General features: G+C 65.0%; 17 protein-coding genes. 4 read left to right on the forward strand and 13 right to left on the reverse strand.

The annotated features are described in order from the left end of the window. Positions 1-2: 2 nt before the first annotated feature. On the reverse strand, positions 3-2,006 hold the full coding sequence (locus KYN89_RS12895; protein ID WP_222825424.1) for a bifunctional diguanylate cyclase/phosphodiesterase: 2,004 nt from the start codon (positions 2,004-2,006) through the stop codon (positions 3-5). A 195-nt stretch (positions 2,007-2,201) separates the two neighbouring features. Further along, positions 2,202-3,056 carry an oxygen-dependent coproporphyrinogen oxidase gene (gene hemF, locus KYN89_RS12900; protein WP_222825425.1) on the reverse strand — a complete coding sequence of 285 codons (855 nt, stop codon included), beginning with the start codon at positions 3,054-3,056 and terminating at the stop codon, positions 2,202-2,204. A 69-nt stretch (positions 3,057-3,125) separates the two neighbouring features. Between hemF and pdeM the strand changes: the two genes are divergently transcribed. The 3 genes from pdeM to KYN89_RS12915 all read left to right on the forward strand — a co-directional run bounded on the left by pdeM (position 3,126) and on the right by KYN89_RS12915 (position 5,082). Beyond that, positions 3,126-3,842 (forward strand): ligase-associated DNA damage response endonuclease PdeM, encoded by a 717-nt coding sequence (gene pdeM, locus KYN89_RS12905; protein ID WP_222825426.1) that lies wholly within the window; start codon positions 3,126-3,128, stop codon positions 3,840-3,842. Between the two features lie 109 nt (positions 3,843-3,951). Then, entirely contained in the window at positions 3,952-4,494 is a 543-nt protein-coding gene (gene infC / locus KYN89_RS12910; protein ID WP_222825560.1) for a translation initiation factor IF-3, read from the forward strand. A 36-nt stretch (positions 4,495-4,530) separates the two neighbouring features. Continuing rightward, positions 4,531-5,082: a hypothetical protein gene (locus KYN89_RS12915; protein WP_222825427.1), complete on the forward strand. Its 552-nt coding sequence runs from the start codon at positions 4,531-4,533 to the stop codon at positions 5,080-5,082. Between the two features lie 13 nt (positions 5,083-5,095). Here KYN89_RS12915 and KYN89_RS12920 read toward each other — a convergent pair whose 3' ends face one another. Next, the gene (locus KYN89_RS12920) at positions 5,096-5,755 is read right to left on the reverse strand and encodes a hypothetical protein (protein ID WP_222825428.1); all 660 of its coding nucleotides are present in this window, start codon (positions 5,753-5,755) and stop codon (positions 5,096-5,098) included. Positions 5,756-5,997: 242 nt separating this feature from the next. On the opposite strand from KYN89_RS12920, the gene KYN89_RS12925 reads away from it, so the two are divergent. Then, positions 5,998-7,314, forward strand: a complete 1,317-nt coding sequence (locus KYN89_RS12925; protein WP_222825429.1) for a cystathionine gamma-synthase family protein — start codon at positions 5,998-6,000, stop codon at positions 7,312-7,314. A 63-nt stretch (positions 7,315-7,377) separates the two neighbouring features. Here KYN89_RS12925 and KYN89_RS12930 read toward each other — a convergent pair whose 3' ends face one another. The 10 genes from KYN89_RS12930 to KYN89_RS12975 form a co-directional block, all read right to left on the reverse strand. Beyond that, entirely contained in the window at positions 7,378-9,735 is a 2,358-nt protein-coding gene (locus KYN89_RS12930; RefSeq protein WP_222825430.1) for a TonB-dependent receptor, read from the reverse strand. Positions 9,736-9,838: 103 nt separating this feature from the next. Further along, entirely contained in the window at positions 9,839-10,372 is a 534-nt protein-coding gene (locus KYN89_RS12935; RefSeq protein ID WP_010236293.1) for a J domain-containing protein, read from the reverse strand. A 137-nt stretch (positions 10,373-10,509) separates the two neighbouring features. Then, the gene (pal, locus tag KYN89_RS12940) at positions 10,510-11,016 is read right to left on the reverse strand and encodes a peptidoglycan-associated lipoprotein Pal (protein ID WP_222825431.1); all 507 of its coding nucleotides are present in this window, start codon (positions 11,014-11,016) and stop codon (positions 10,510-10,512) included. Between the two features lie 74 nt (positions 11,017-11,090). Next, a complete protein-coding gene (gene tolB / locus KYN89_RS12945; RefSeq protein ID WP_222825432.1) occupies positions 11,091-12,494 on the reverse strand; it encodes a Tol-Pal system beta propeller repeat protein TolB in 1,404 nt (467 codons plus the stop codon). Further along, positions 12,491-13,306, reverse strand: a complete 816-nt coding sequence (locus KYN89_RS12950; RefSeq protein WP_222825433.1) for a TonB C-terminal domain-containing protein — start codon at positions 13,304-13,306, stop codon at positions 12,491-12,493. Before KYN89_RS12950 ends, tolB begins: the two co-directional genes overlap by 4 nt. Before the next feature lie 13 nt (positions 13,307-13,319). After that, positions 13,320-13,763 carry an ExbD/TolR family protein gene (locus KYN89_RS12955; protein WP_222825434.1) on the reverse strand — a complete coding sequence of 148 codons (444 nt, stop codon included), beginning with the start codon at positions 13,761-13,763 and terminating at the stop codon, positions 13,320-13,322. A 1-nt stretch (position 13,764) separates the two neighbouring features. Then, on the reverse strand, positions 13,765-14,478 hold the full coding sequence (gene tolQ / locus KYN89_RS12960) for a protein TolQ (protein WP_222825435.1): 714 nt from the start codon (positions 14,476-14,478) through the stop codon (positions 13,765-13,767). Then, positions 14,479-14,973 carry a YbgC/FadM family acyl-CoA thioesterase gene (locus KYN89_RS12965; RefSeq protein ID WP_248285216.1) on the reverse strand — a complete coding sequence of 165 codons (495 nt, stop codon included), beginning with the start codon at positions 14,971-14,973 and terminating at the stop codon, positions 14,479-14,481. A gap of 106 nt (positions 14,974-15,079) precedes the next feature. Next, positions 15,080-15,454, reverse strand: coding sequence for a histidine triad nucleotide-binding protein (locus KYN89_RS12970; protein ID WP_222825436.1), 375 nt, complete (start codon positions 15,452-15,454; stop codon positions 15,080-15,082). Beyond that, complete coding sequence (locus tag KYN89_RS12975) at positions 15,444-15,782, reverse strand: phosphoribosyl-ATP diphosphatase (protein WP_222825437.1); 339 nt, start codon at positions 15,780-15,782, stop codon at positions 15,444-15,446. Before KYN89_RS12975 ends, KYN89_RS12970 begins: the two co-directional genes overlap by 11 nt. Positions 15,783-15,799 lie beyond the last annotated feature (17 nt).

Genomic DNA, 15,799 nt, shown 5'->3' on the forward strand with positions numbered 1-15,799 from the left:
CCTCAGGCGACCGAACGGTTCTTCTCGTGAGTGCCGAACAGCCGGGCAAGCGTGGCCGCATCGACCGGCCGGCTGAACAGGAAGCCCTGCATGTGGCGGCAACCATGCTCGGCGACGTAGGAGTACTGGGCATCGGTCTCGATCCCTTCCGCCGTCACTTCCATCTGCAAGCTCTCGCCCAGTTGCGCGATCGCGCGAACGATCGATGCACTGCCCGGATCGTGGGGGACCTGATTGACGAAGCTGGCATCGATCTTGATCCGGTCGATCGGGAAACGGTGGAGGTAGCTGAGCGAGGAATAGCCCGTGCCAAAGTCATCAAGAGAGATTTTCACCCCCAATGCGCGCACTTCCTCCAGCGCACGAAGCGCAAGCTCGTCATCCGTCACCAGCGCGGTCTCGGTAATCTCGATCTCCAGCCGGCCCGGCTCCAGGCCCGACTTGTGCAACGCCTGCGCGACCGTGCTCGCCAGTCGGCCGCCCATCATCTGGACGGGCGATACGTTCACAGCCACGGTCATGCCGTCCGGCCAGGTTGCTGCTTCGGCGCATGCTCGCTCGAGGACCAGCGCGCCGATGGTCGTGACCAGGCCAAGCTCCTCTGCAACCGGGATGAACAGCACGGGCGACACAACGCCGCGCTCCGGACTGTGCCACCGGACCAGCGCCTCTGCGCCTGCAAATTCACGGGTCGCAGTGTCGAGGATCGGCTGGAAATAGACCTCGAATTCCTCACGCATGCATGCGCGACGAAGGTCCGCTTCCAGCAGCCGGCGTTCGCGCAGGGTCTCCGTCAGCGAGGGATCGAAGAAACAGTGCCGACCGCGTCCCTCGTTCTTGGCATGGTAGAGCGCGATATCGACCTGTTGCGTCAGCGTTTCGGCATCCTTGCCGTCTGCGGGCGCCAGCGTAATTCCCACACTGGCCCCAAGATCGGCGACTTGGCCGCTGATCACGAACGGGCGCGAAAGGACCTCGACGATCCGCTCCGCCAGCAGGCGCGCGACTGATGGATCGTCGACCCCTGGCGCGATCACCGCGAATTCGTCGCCACCGATGCGGGCAACCATGTCGTTGTCGCGAACCGCCTCCTGCAGGCGCGCGGAGACCGCCTTCAGAACCTTGTCGCCAAAGGGATGGCCAAGCGAATCGTTGATCGGCTTGAAGCGGTCGAGATCGACCATCAGCAGCGCGAATGGCGGGCCGCCCTTGACCAGCCGCTGACACAGACGGCGAAGCTTGCCGTTGAAGGCATGGCGGTTCTGCAGGCCGGTCAGCGTGTCGTGCATCGCGATATGGTGCAGCCGATCCTGCGCATCGACGCGGGTGCGCATCTCGACCAGATAGGTGGAGATGCCGGTGCCCACGATCAGCAGTGCAGCCATCGCGATGGCCGAGGCCATGGCGACGAAGACCTCGCTCTGCGGTCCGCTGCCAAAGCCCGCGATCGGCGTGACCGTAAACGCGGCCATGCCAACGAAGTGCAGCATCACGATGGCGACCACCAGCAGCAAGGTCGCCGTCCACGGATGGCCCTCGTGGTCGTGCACACGCAGCCGATCAATGGCGAGCGCGCCGAAAACCACCGCACAGGCGAGCGAGAGCGCCACATAGTTCGGCAGCCAGCCGACGATCCCGTCTGCCCGGTAAGCGAACATCCCGACATAGTGCATCGCCGCGATGGCAAGACCGATCGTTCCGCCACCGCACAGCGCCCCGAACCACCGGTTACGCAGAGTCGAAAGGAACAGGCCGATGCCCACGCCAAAGATGGCGATCACCACAGAAATGATGGTCAGCGTCGCATCGAATGTGACGGGCACCCCGGGCTGGTAGCCCAGCATCGCGATGAAATGGGTTCCCCAGATCGAGGAACCGGCACAGACCGATGCGAGGAAGCACCAGTGAAAGCGCGATCCACCTCCCGCCTGCAGCGTGCGACGAAACAGCTGGATGGAAACATAGGAGCCGACCACGCACAGCAGCGCCGCCAGCAGAACGAGCATGAGATCATGCTCATGGAAAAGACAGGTCAGAACGCGCAACACACTACCTTCGAACACGTCGAAGGCTTCATCACCGATCGACAGCGTGCTCGGTAGAATTACTGAGGTTAATTTTGTGTAGGCAAAGCCTCGGTTCGCAGGCCCCTATCTGGCAAGCTGTCTGCCGGGGCGCCGAGCTCAGTGCCCCTTGCCCAATCAGGTCCACACCGCTTCGGGCGGCAGGCTCATCAGGATGGCGTCGACATTGCCGCCGGTCTTGAGGCCGAACAGCGTGCCTCTGTCGTAGACGAGGTTGAACTCGGCATAGCGCCCCCGCCATTCCAGCTGGGTGCGCTTGTCCGCCTCGGTCCACTCGCTCTCCATCCGGCGGCGGACCAGCTTGGGGAAAATCTCCAGAAAGGCGCGCCCGACATCCTGCGTGAAATCGAGATTGCGCGCGAAGCCGCTCTCGTCATCGCATTCCAGATGGTCGTAGAAAATCCCGCCGACCCCGCGATGCACGCCGCGATGGGGGATGTAGAAATACTCGTCCGCCCATTTGCTGAAGCGTTCGTAATAGGTCGGGTTGTGCTTCGCGCAGGCGGCGCGGAAGGCGGCGTGGAATTCCTGCGTATCCTCCTCGTAGGGGATCGGCGGATTGAGGTCCGCGCCGCCGCCGAACCACGCCTTGCCGGTGACGAGGAAGCGCGTGTTCATGTGCACTGCCGGGACATGCGGGTTGGCCATATGTGCGACCAGACTGATGCCGGTGGCGGAGAAGCTGGGATCGTCCTCGGCCCCGTTGATCGTCTTGGCGAACTCGGGCGCGAATGTGCCGTGCACGGTGGAAACGTTGACCCCGACCTTCTCGAACACTTTGCCCTTCATCAGGCCCTGCACCCCGCCGCCGGGGCTGTCGTTGCCCTCTTCCTCGCGCTCCCAGGGGGTGTACTGGAAGGTCGCGTCGGAACCAGCCTCGCGCTCGATCGCCTCGAACTCGGCGCAGATCTGATCGCGCAGGGATTCGAACCAGGTACGCGCTTGTTGCGTTTGGGCAGACCAGTCGGGCATTGTCTTCGCATCCTTGCGTGGCGTCGTGCATCCCTTGCCAATCCTGCCAGCCTAGGGCAAGTGGACCCCATGGTTCCCCTTTCGTTCGGCACGGCGGAGCTGCTTCTGCGCAGCGACGGTGCGGTCTACTGGCCGCGCGAGGCGACGCTGTTCGTCGCCGACCTGCACCTCGAAAAGGCAAGTTTCTTCGCGAGTCACGGCCAGCCGCTGCCGCCCTACGACAGCCGCGCCACGCTCGAACGGGTGGCGCAGGCGGTGGACGAGACCGGTGCGCACAAGGTCGTGACGCTGGGCGACAATTTCCACGACGCGGATGGCGCAGCCCGCCTGGAAGAGGGCGCGTGCAACATGCTGCGCGCGCTCACCTCGCGGATCGACTGGGTCTGGATCACAGGCAACCACGACGGCCCGCCCGACGCCGCCGGGGCAGCCGCGCAGTGCGGCGGGTCTCTGCATGAAGAGCTGGAAATTGGCGGAGTGATCTGCCGCCACGAGGCGCGAGCCGGCGAAACGCAGGCAGAGCTTTCCGGTCACTGGCACCCCAAGCTTTCCGTCACCCTGCGCGGTCGCCACATACGCCGCCCGTGCGCGGTGATCGCCCGGCGCAGCGATGGTCCTCCGCGCATGGTACTGCCCGCATTCGGCGCACTGACCGGTGGAATGGCGGCCGACGATCCGGCGATTCGCAAGAGCCTGAGCCCGGCCGAAACGATCGAGGCGCTGTGCGCGGTGCGCGGGCAACTGGTCCGTCTGCCGCTGTGGCGGGCCGAAAAACGCGCGGCCTGACGCGATCTACCCGCTGCAAAGCGCGGTTCCTCGCGCAGCCCCCTTTCGCATTGCGGCGAAAACACCTAAATAGCGCGGACATCTGTTCATTACTCTAGGAGAGCATCCCATAGCACGTCCCCCCCGTCGTTCCCTTCAGCCGCCGATCAAGAGCGGCCCGCGCTACGACAATTTTATCCAGTCGCCCAAGGTCCGCGTTATCGACGAGACCGGGGAAAACATCGGTGTCCTCAACACGCGTGACGCGATCGAACGCGCTGCGGAAGTTGGCCTGAACCTCGTCGAGGTGTCGCCGAACGCAGATCCGCCCGTGTGCAAGTTCCTCGATGTCGGCAAGCACCGCTACGAAGCGCAGAAGAAGGCGAACCTCGCGCGCAAGACGCAGAAGACGCAGGACATCAAGGAAGTCAAAATGCGTCCGAACATCGACACGCACGATTACGACGTGAAGATGCGCAATGTGGTGAAGTTCATCGAGAACGGCGACAAGGTGAAGTGCACGCTGCGCTTCCGTGGCCGCGAAATGGCGCACCAGCAGCTGGGCATGGACCTGCTCAACCGGGTTCGCGACGATGTGGAAGAGATCGCCAAGGTCGAAAGCTTCCCGCGCCTCGAAGGCCGTCAGATGCTGATGGTCCTCGCGCCCAAGTAACTGCCTCTTCTACCCCTGCAGCCCAAGGCTCTCCCCATGCGCATAGTCTCCCTTGCCGGAATCGCCGTCGCGACCCTCGCTCTGGTCGCCTGCAATTCGGGAGGGGAGACGCAGCCGAACCAGGCCGCAAGCAGTGGCGAGAATACGCAGCAGGCGGGCAGCGATGCCGAGCAGCCGGCGGGCGTAAACGACGGGATTCCCGACCTCACACCCGCCACGCTCACTCCCGAGGCGCAGAAAGGGGAAAAGGGCGCGCGCAACGTGCTGCTGTCCTTCACCCGTGCGATCGAGCTCAAGGAGTTCGATCAGGCCTGGAACCTGATGGTGCCGGAACTGCGTGCGAATCTTTCGCGCGAGCAGTTTACGCAGACCTTTGCCGGTCTCGGCGACCTGACGGTCTCGGCTCCGGCCGGCACCATGGAAGGTGCGGCAGGGACGAGTTACTACGAGGTCCCGATCACCATCCGGGGCGCGACCGGGCAGACCCTGACCGGGGAGATCGTGCTCAGCCGGGTCAACGATGTCCCCGGCGCAACCGAAGAACAGCTGCAGTGGCGCGTGCGCCGCTTCTCTGTTTCGTCGAGCTAGCCCACCCTGCGGATCACTCGATCCGGAAATCCAGCAGAGTGAACCGCGCCGGGCCGGTGGCATAGACGCCGTGCCCGCGCAGCGCGGGCGAACCGAACACGAAGCCGACCTGCGCAGTCCGATCCAGCGCGCGATCGAACGCCTCGGGCAGCGTGTAGCTGGTGCCCCCGACCATCGCGATCCACTCCTCGTCCAGATCGATGCTGACCTCGTGCGTGCCGCGGCTCAGCGGGATGACCTTGTCGTTCGGCGCGTACCAGCGGTGGTGCGGCGTGCGCATCGTCCAGCGGTCGCCTGCGCGCTGGAAATAGAGCGACAGGGTCGCAGTGTTCTGCGGGTCTTCCTCCGGCACGAAGCGCACTCCGCGTGCGGCATCGATCCGGTAACGCATGGTAATCCGCTTCGCGCCTGCTAGCGGCCGGGTTGCCGTGGTCACATAGTGCACATGGCCCGCCGCCGGGCTGGGATAGGGGAAATCGAACACCGCACCGCGCGCGGTATCCTGCATGGTCGCGGGCATCCGGTATGAAGAGTTCTTGCCGCGCACGACCGGGCCGATCGACCAGGTCGAACGCGCGGACTGCGCCGCCGCCGGTGCCGATGGCACCACGGCGATGCCGGTGCCGAGCAATGCGACAGATGCAGCGGCGAGGATCAGGGATCGCTTCAACATGCCCCGGACACTGCTCCAGCGCCAATGGATCGACGCTGAACGGGCCGTTGTGCGACCAGCCCGCCGCCCCATGTACTCAGGGTCGCTTGATCGCGGAAACTCCCGGCGGTACTGGCGCGTTCGAAAACCGGCAGCTGGTGGAGATGCGTTCCTGCGGAGGTTAGGAGCGGGCCCGCCACCGGCACAGCCTCCAGCCCAAGCCCCCGCCTTCCTGGGGGTATAGTTGAGGAAGGCCGTTCCCCATGACCGACGCCGTCGACGCAGTCGAAACCCCCACCCCCCGCCGCAAGCCCAAGCCCGAAGTCACCAAGATCGACGGGCGCAAGATGAAGCCGTCCACCCTGATGATGGGCCACGGCTACGACCCCGCGCTGTCCGAAGGATCGCTGAAGGCCCCGATTTTTCTGACCAGCACCTTCGCCTTCGAAAGCGCGGCTGCGGGCAAGCGCCACTTCGAAGGCATCACCGGCCTGCGTGAAGGCGGCGCGGAAGGCCTCGTCTATTCGCGCTTCAACGGCCCGAACCAGGAAATCCTCGAAGACCGCCTCGCCATCTGGGACGGCGCGGAAGATTCGCTGTGCTTCTCCAGCGGGATGACCGCCATCTGCGTGATGATGATGGCCTATTGCAGCGCAGGCGACGTGATCGTCCACTCGGGCCCGCTCTATGCCGCGTCCGAAGGCTTCGTCGCCAAGATCCTCGCCAAGTTCGGGGTGAAGTATATCGACTTCCCCGCCGGTGCGACGCGTGAGCAGTTCGACGATGTGCTCGCCAAGGCCAAGGCGATGGCCGAGGAGAACGGCGGCAAGGTCGCGATGATCTACCTCGAAAGCCCCGGCAACCCGACCAACGCGCTGGTCGATATCGAGATGGTCCGCGATGCGCGCGACGCGGCGCTTCCCGCCGACTGCCCGATCGCGATCGACAACACCTTCCTCGGCCCGCTGTGGCAGCGTCCGCTGGAACATGGCGCGGATATCGTGTGCTATTCGCTGACCAAATATGTCGGCGGCCACTCGGACCTCGTCGCAGGCAGTATCGCCGGCGACAAGAAGTGGATGAACCCGGTCCGCATGATCCGCAACACGATGGGCGGCATCGCCGACCCGAACACCGCGTGGATGTTGCTGCGCAGCCTCGAAACCGTCGAGTTGCGGATGCAGCGCGCGGGCGAGAACGCGGCGAAGGTCTGCGAATTCCTGAAGAAGCACCCCAAGGTCGATGGGCTCGGCTACCTCGGCATGATCGAGGATGAGCGCCAGCAGGACATCTACGACCGCCACTGCCTTGGCGCCGGGTCGACCTTCTCGCTGTTCCTCAAGGGCGGTGAAGAGGAGTGCTTCCGCTTCCTCGACGCGCTCAAGGTCGCCAAGCTTGCGGTCAGCCTCGGCGGCACCGAAACGCTCGCCAGCCACCCGGCCAGCATGACGCACCTCTCCGTGCCCCATGCACGCCGCCAGCAGCTCGGCATTTCGGACGCGCTGGTGCGGATCAGCATCGGGATCGAAGACCCCGAGGATCTGATCGCCGACTTCGATCAGGCGCTCGACGCGGTCTGATCGGCCGGTTCACCGGAAAAATGCGAATGGGCGGAGGCTGCAAGGCCCCCGCCCATTTTTGTATCAGCGCCCGAAACGCGCAGTCAGTTCGACCCCGAACAGGCGCGGTTCTGCGGGGATGAAGGTCGGCACGCGGAACGAACCGCCCGTGTTGCCGGCGTCGAGCAGATAATCCTCGTCGAAAGCGTTGCGAATGAAGCCTGCGATCTCGAACCGGTCGTTGGCGAAGGAAACGCCCGCCCGCGCGTTGACCAGCGTTACCGGCCCCTGCGAGATCAGCGGATCGTTCGGCACTTCGAAGAAGATCCGGCTGCGGTAGGTGATGCTCGGCGTGGCGAACAGACGCGCACCATTGCCCAGCGGATAGTCGACCGTGAAGCCGCCCGCCGCCTGCCACTCGGGCTGAAGGCGGAAACGCGCACCCGAATATTCGGGCGAGTACGCGCCGTCCTCGTCGATCCCGCCGCTGATGTAGCCGACATTGCCGAACACGCTCAGCCAGTCGGTCGCCTGCACCGCCAGCTCCGCCTCGACACCCAGGTTCGATGCCGAACCCGCGCTGGCGGTGATGAAGGAGCCGAGGTTGTCGGGGTCTGCGATCGACACCTGGAAGTTGTCGTACTTCTGGTAATAGACGCCCAGCGAGCCCGACACGATGCCGGTCGCCAGCTTCACCCCGGCTTCGTAGTTCCACACGGTTTCTTCGGGGATCAGGTCCTGCGCCCCGCCCGCATTCACCGGGACCACCGGCGAACGGCGGCCCTTGGAGATCGTGGCGAAGACGTTCACGTCGGGGCTGATGCGATACAGGACGTTGAAGCGGGGCAGCCATGCATCGAAGCTGTCTTCGGCGGTCAGCGTCTGCCCGCCGGTATCCACCTGCCCCGGAATCAGCGGCGCACCGCTGAGGACCGAGTTGGGCACCACCGCCCGGAACCCCGAGCTGCGGTCTTCCCACAGGTAACGCACGCCTGCGGTCAGCTCCACCGATTCGACAGGGATGAACGTTACATCGGCGAAGACCGAATAGCTGTCGTTCTGGCCCTGGTTCTCGAACACGGAGGTGTACGGGATGGCCTGCGCCGCCCCGCTTGTCGCAAGACCGGTGACAGCGGCCGCGGGCACACTGCCGTCAGGTGCCACGCAGGCGATCCCGGGAACGAGCGGGGCGCCGAACAGCGAGGTGAGGCACTGGAGGAAGATGCCTTCCTCGGTCGAGAAGGGCACGTTCTGGATGCCGTCTTCGCTGAACACGTTCCAGCCGAAGGAGCCGCGCAGCCGGTCGCCCGCGTAGCTGAAGCGGCCTTCGTGGCTGAACTGGTCGCCCTTCGCGATCTCGGCGAATTCGAGGAACGGCGCGGCCGAACCGTCGGCGTCGAACACCTCCGCGCTGTCGAAATTGCGGTATCCGTTGACCGTGGTGAAGGTCCAGCCGGGCGCGAAGTCCCACGCGGCGGTCAGGTTCACATCGTAGACTTCGCGGTTCAGGCCCAGCTGGTCATCGCCCAGCGCCTGCGCCGAGTAAGGCGATCCGCCCAGGTTCGCATCGACGAAGGCATTGGCCGGACCGCCCGGCGCACCGGCGAAGGCGGGGAACGTGCCCGAGATGAAGGGCGTGCCGCCGTTGCGCTGCTGGTCGTAGGTGCCGATCAGGTCGATCGTGATGTCGCTCGACGGGGTGAAGCGCAGCGATCCGCGAACCCCGAACTGGTCCTTCGCGTAGAGATCGTCCGTCTGGCTGGTCGCGAGGTTCTTTACATAGCCGTCACGCGTGCGCCATTCGAAGGCGACCCGTCCCGCGATCACATCCGATCCTGCATTGACGAAGCCCGAGAGCAGCGTGGCGTCGTAGTTGCCGTAGCCGCCGGTCATCTCGGCGGAGAAGCCGGGCTTCGGCTTGGCGGAGACGAGGCTGATCGCGCCGACCGCGCTGGCGGTGCCGAACAGGGTCGCCTGCGGGCCCTTGATGACTTCGACACGCTCCAGATCGTAGATCGCCTGATACGATCCGCGCGAACGCGAGATGTCGACTCCGTTGTAATACAGCGTGACACGCGGGCCCTGCTGCGCCGAGCCGCTGTCCGAGGTGATGCCGCGGATGACGATGCCCGGGTTGTTGGCGCTCTGCTCCTGAATGTTGAGGCCGGGGACATAGTTCGACAGCTCGTCGAGATCGGTGACGCCCAGATTGGCGATCTGATCTCCGCTCAGGGCACTGATCGTGATCGGCACGTCGAGCGCGCGCTGTTCGATCTTCTGCGCAGTGACAACGATCATGTTGCCGGTTTCTTCGGTGATTTCCTCCTCGCCGGCGGCATCATCGGCAGGCTCGACCGGAGCCTGCGCGAGGGCGGCGACAGGCGACAGCGCGGCGGTGCCGAGCAAGACGAGACGGAGGATGGAAACGGAAGACGAACGCATGGTGAGACCCCTTATGCTGCGATTGCGAAGGGTCGTTAGGGACGCCACGTGACCGATCAAGGTCCGATCGGTGACGCTTTGATGACGATATGCGTTTGTCTTTCTAACCGTGCCATTCGCGCCGCGCTTCGGCAGCTTTCAGCACCTCGTAGGAGACCTGCAGCTTCTGAAACTCGGCGGCGGCTTCCTTGTCGCCCGGCTTCACGTCGGGATGGACGGTCTTCGCCTTTTCGCGCCAGGCGCGTTTGATCGTGGCGAAATCGGCATCGGATTCCAGACCCAGCACGTCGAGCGCGCGCATCTCGTCCGCCGAGCGGGATCCATCGCCCGATCCGCCCCAACTGTAATGCGAGGCTTCGGCATAGCCTGCATTGTCGCGCTGTTCGGTCCGCGCGCGCTCGGCCGCCTCGGCCTTTTCCAGGCCTTCGAAATAGTCCCACTTGGAATTATACTCCGCCGCATGTTTCTGGCAGAAATACCAGCGATCCGGGTTGTTGGGGGATTTTGGTGCGGGGCAGTCGCCACGCTCGTCGCAGCCGTGGCGATCGCACAGGCGCACGGTCGCGGCCTCGCGACTTTCCTCGTAGCCGCGCCAGCGCGGGAAACCCCAATCGTTCGATCTGCGCGGTTTTGCCATTGGTTCAATCTAGAGCGATCGACCGCGCCCGCAACCTCGCAAACCGGTCTTTGAGGCCCCTCGCGCCACCACAGCGCAAAAGAAAAGGCGGACGGCCCGCAAGCCACCCGCCCTTCCCGCACTACGGCGCTTGCCGCCTAGTTGACGACGACGGTCACCGCGCGGCGGTTCTTGGCCCATGCCTCGGGCGTGGAAGCGGTCGCGACCGGGCGTTCCTCGCCATAGCTCACCGTGCGGATGCGGTTGGCGGCAATGCCCAGGCTGACGAGATAGTTCTTCGCCGCGTTGGCCCGCCGCTCACCCAGCGCGAGGTTGTATTCGCGCGTGCCGCGTTCGTCCGCGTGGCCTTCGATGGTCACGGTGATGTTGGGGTACTGCGACATGTACTGCGCCTGCGTCTGCAGCGCAGCCGCATCGGCGGTGTCGATATTGTAGCGGTCGGTGTCGAAATAGATCACGTTCTGACCATTCACCGCGCGCACGAAGTGCTCCTGCGTGCCGACGCCGGGCCCGCCAGTATTGCCGCCAGTGGTCGGCTGACTCACCCCCGGTTCGGGCGGGAGCTGTTCGGGTGCGGGCGACTTGCACGCCGCCAGCGACACGGTGGCCGAAAGGACGATCGCTGCTGCAATACGAGAATTCATTTGGTCTCTCCTCACATAATTGCCTTCATTCGTCGGTGCGACCCCACGAAAAAGCATCTGTATTTCCTAACGCCTCACGGCAGGATCGGGCCCCATGCCGGGTCCGACGCGTCGACCGGAGTGGGCAGACGGCGCAGATTCTCGCCGGTCAGATCCACCTGATAGATCGCGGTGCGGCCCGTGTTCCGCTCGGTGCGGAAGAACTGCAGGATGCGGCCATTGGGGGCCCAGGTGGGGGCTTCGTCCTGCCAGCCGTCTGTGAGCTTGCGGAAGTTCTTCCCGTCGGGGCTCATGGTCGCGATGTTGAAGTCGCCCGGGATGTAGGTGAACGCGATCTGGTCGCCGCGCGGGCTCCATTCGGGTGTGGCGGCGCGGCCACCGAAGAAGGTGATCCGCCGCTGGTTCGATCCGTCGGCATTCATCATGTAGATCTGCTGCGCGCCCGAACGGTCGCTTTCGAACACGATCCGCGTGCCGTCGGGCGAGTAGGATCCGCCCACGTCGATGCCCGGCGCATCGGTCAGCCGCTCGCTCGGCCCGCCATTGGCGGAGACGCGGTAGATATCCGTATTGCCGTTGACCGCCATCGAATAGAGCACCCAGCGCCCGTCCGGGCTCCAGCGCGGAGCGAAGGTCGGGTTGCTGCTTTCGGTGACCAGCGTCTGCCGCCCGGTGCCGATGTCGTAGATGTAGATGCGCGGATTGCCGTCGACATAGCTGAGATACATCAGCTTGCGGTAGTCGGGCGAGTAACGCGGGGTCAGCGCGGTCGCACGGCCGGTGGTGATGAAGCGGTGGTTGGCCCCGTCGCTGTCCATGATCGCGAGCCGCTTGGTCCGGTTATCCTTCGGGCCGGTTTCGGCGATGTAGGCGATCCGGCTGTCGAAGAACGGGCTTTCGCCGGTCAGGCGCGAATAGACGAGGTCGGCACATTTGTGGGCCGCACGCCGCCAGTCGGACGGCGGGACGACCCAGCCTGAGCGGGCCAGTTCGTCGTTCAGGGCGACGTCGTAGAGATAGCAGCCGACCACCAGCTTGCCGTCGGCGCGCGGGCGGACATAGCCCTGCACCAGCATTTCCGCGCCGCGCATGCGCCACATGTTCCACACGGGATCGGTAATCTGCGGGTAGTTCGGCTTGGGCAGCGCGTCCGGCCCGGTGGGGGCGAACAGGCCATTGTTCTGCAGATCGGCGGTAATCACCCGCGCGAGTTCCGCACCCAGCGCAGCGGTGCCCTGCGCATTGGCTGCGGTCGCCACGTCACGCTCCGCAGCGAAGGCGGGGATCGCGAGCTGCAGGTCGTCGAGGCTGCCTTCGAAGGAGACATTGACCGACAGGCCCCCGTCTTCATCGCCATCGCCGGGCGTCGGCACGGTTTCGACCTCGCCGCCCACCGGCGGGGCAGTGCCCAGGTCTTCGTTCTGCGCGAGGACCGGCGAAGCAATCAGCAGGGCCAGGCTAGCCAGCAAGAATCTCATTGAGCGAGTCTCCAATCGAGGTTGGCAGTCACCGACTTCCAAGCATTATAATATTCGGGCGGCAAATCGAAGGGGGCGGCCAGTTGCACCGCGCGGATGGCCTGTTCGGCATGGCGTTCTGCCTGCGCGCGGTTGGTTTCGTTGACCCCGGTCTGGCGCACCAGACGCGGACGCCCCTTCAGCGATCCGTCTTCGTTGAGCTGGAAAGAGATGTAGCTGACGATTTGTTCCACGTCGGGCCCGCTAGGCGGCTGCCAGTGCGGCTTGATCTGACGCGAGATCGCCGCAGCGATACTGGCTTTCGCGCTGTTCCCGATCTGCGAAGCGGGAATGCGTGTGTCGGTCGAGGTCGACGAACTGCCCGATCCGGCGAGAAAATCGTCGCCCACGCGGCTGCCGCCAGAGCGGCTCGGCTCGGCACTGGGCCGCGGCTGCGGGCGTGGGCGCGGTTGCGCGGTCGCTCGCGGGCTCGGCCGGGGCTGCGGGCGGCTGGTCGCGCGCGCGGTCGGTTGCGGACGCGGGGCGGGGGCGGTGGTGGGTTGCGGCAGCGGCGGCGGAGGTACGTATTCGATCGGCGGGGAAACCTGCTCGCCCAGCTCCGGCGCGACCGAGGCCTGCGCTTCCTGAACGGGGTCTGGCGAGGTCGAGGTGGTCCCGACATCTTCCGCGAAATTAACCGTGATGCGTTGCGGCTCGGGCAGCTTTTCGCGCGTCGCACCCTGCACCAGCAGCACCGCGATCAGCGCGGCGTGCAGCGCGATCGCGACGATCAGCGCAATGGCATCGAGGCCGGTATGCTGTTTCGCGTCCATCGAGCCCTGGGAGCTAGATCGAGTCGCTTGAACTGTTGGTGACCAGCGAGATCGAGTTGCAGCCCATCAGGTTGAGCTCGCCCATCACGCCCATCACGCGCCCGTAATCGAGCGTCTTGTCAGCGCGCAGCACCACCTCCCGCTCGGAACAGGCGACCCCTTCGCTGGCGGTGGCGAGCGCCGCGCCCAGATCGCCCTGCGGCACCGCGGATTCGCCGACATAGATCGTGCCGTCACCCGCGATCGACACGTTGAGCGGCTCTTCGTCCTGCGGCAGCGCGTTCGCACGGCTGTCCGGCAGGTCGACGGGTACGCCGGCGGTCAGCAGCGGCGCGGTGACCATGAAGATGATCAGCAGCACCAGCATCACGTCGACCAGCGGGGTAACGTTGATCTCCGCCATCGGCGCGCGCTTGGCGTTGCGCCCGCGCTTATGGGAATGGACGCCCATCGCCATATCAGACGCGCTCCAGTTCGCGGCCGAGGTTCGCATTGAACCGGTCGGCGAAGCGCTGAAGGATCGCTTCGTAGCTGTTCACGCTGGCCGAGAAGCGGTTGTAGGCGATGACCGCGGGGATCGCGGCGAACAGGCCGATCGCGGTTGCGAACAGCGCTTCGGAAATGCCAGGCGCGACCACCGCGAGCGAGGAATTGTTCTGCGCACCGATCTGGAAGAAGCTGTTCATGATGCCCCAAACGGTGCCGAACAGGCCCACGAAGGGCGCAACCGAACCCAGCGTGGCGAGGAAGGTCAGCCGGTTGGCCATCCGGTCAGCCTCTTCGGCCACATGGCTGTCCATCACGGCGGCGATGCGGCCCTGCGCACCGCGCACGTCCTTCACCCCACCCTTGGTCGACTTCTTCCACTCGGTGATCGCACCCCATGCGATGCGCGCGGGCGCGACATCCTGGTTGCGATAGGCATCCAGCGTCTCCTCGTAGTTTTCCGAGGCCCAGAAATCCCGTTCGAACTTGCGCGCACGCTTCTTCGCGCCGCCGATCTTCATCGCGACCGAGATGATGATCATCCAGCTCCAGATCGAGGCGAGCAGCAACGCCGCCATCACCGCCTTGACCACGATATCGGCGTCCATGAACAGCTTCACCGGCTCCAGCCGGGTCGGCGGAACGGGCATTGTCGCGGCGGCGGCAAGCAGGTCGGAAAGAATCATTCAGGCATGCTCCCCAAGAGAACTGGTATCGGAACTGGTATCGAGAATTCGGGTGAAGGCTTGGCGCCATACATCGGGCTGGCGACGCGGGCGGCCATTGGGCGCGACGAAGCCGACCCGGAAGGTCGCGCTGCAAATCGTCTCCCCATCGCGTTTCGCCTCCTGCACCATACGCACGCTCGCTGCCTTGAGTTCGCTGCACCGCGTATGAATGACGATGTCGTCGTCGAGCAGCGCGGGCCGAAGATAGCGCATCTGCACATCGGCCACCGCATAGGCACCCTCGCCCGCTTCGATCGCGGCGCGCTGGTCGATCTCGAGCATCCGCAGCACGTCGGAACGCGCCCGTTCGAACCAGCGCAGGTAGTTGGCGTGATAGACGATGCCGGAGAGGTCGGTGTCCTCGTAATAGACCCGCACCGCGTACAGGTGCAGCGAGCCGTCGAACACGCCTCCGGGCGGCGTCGGGCGGACAGGATCGGGTGCGTCGGTCATGCAGGGCGCGCCTTTACCGGAAAGCTGTTCGCAGCGGCAATCACATTCGGGCGGACTGTCGCACGGTGGGAGCGGTTCGCCCGCCGCGCCAGAAGAAGCGCTGCGATCAGGCGATCATCCGCCCCAGCTTCTGCCCGCCGAAGATGTGGACGTGGAAATGCGGCACTTCCTGCCCGCCATTCTCGCCCACATTGGCGAGCAGGCGATAGCCGGGCTCGACCAGCCCCTTCGCGCGCGCCACGGTGCCGACCGCGCGAACCAGCCCGGCGATTTCCTCGTCCGATGCTTTCTGCGCAAAATCGTCCCAGCTGACGTACTTGCCCTTGGGGATCACCAGTGTGTGGATTTCGGCCTGCGGAGCAATATCCTCGAACGCGAAGGCCCAGTCGTCCTCGTACACCTTGGTGCAGGGAATCTCGCCGCGCAGGATCTTGGCGAAGATATTGTCGTCGTCATAGGGCGCGGTCGGGTCAATCGGCATTGCTCGTCTCCTCCTGGCTCTCGCGGCTGGCCTTCTCCTCGATCCCCGAGATGCCTTCGCGCCGGTCGAGTTCGGCGAGCACGTCGTCCAGCGCGATCTCGCGGTCGGCCAGCAGGACCATCAGGTGGAACAGCACGTCGGCGGCTTCGCCGACCAGTTCCTCGTCACTGCCCGAAAGCCCGGCGACCACCGCCTCGACCGCTTCCTCGCCCAGCTTGCGCGCCATCCTGGGCCGCCCGTCACGCTTGAGCAGCGCGACATAGCTGGTTTCGGGATCGCAATTGCGACGTTCAAGGATCACCTTTTCCAGGCGAGCGAGAGTTTCCATCCAGACGGTCCTCTTTC

It is taken from the genome of Alteriqipengyuania abyssalis, assembly GCF_019857185.1.
Lineage (GTDB): Bacteria > Pseudomonadota > Alphaproteobacteria > Sphingomonadales > Sphingomonadaceae > Alteriqipengyuania > Alteriqipengyuania abyssalis.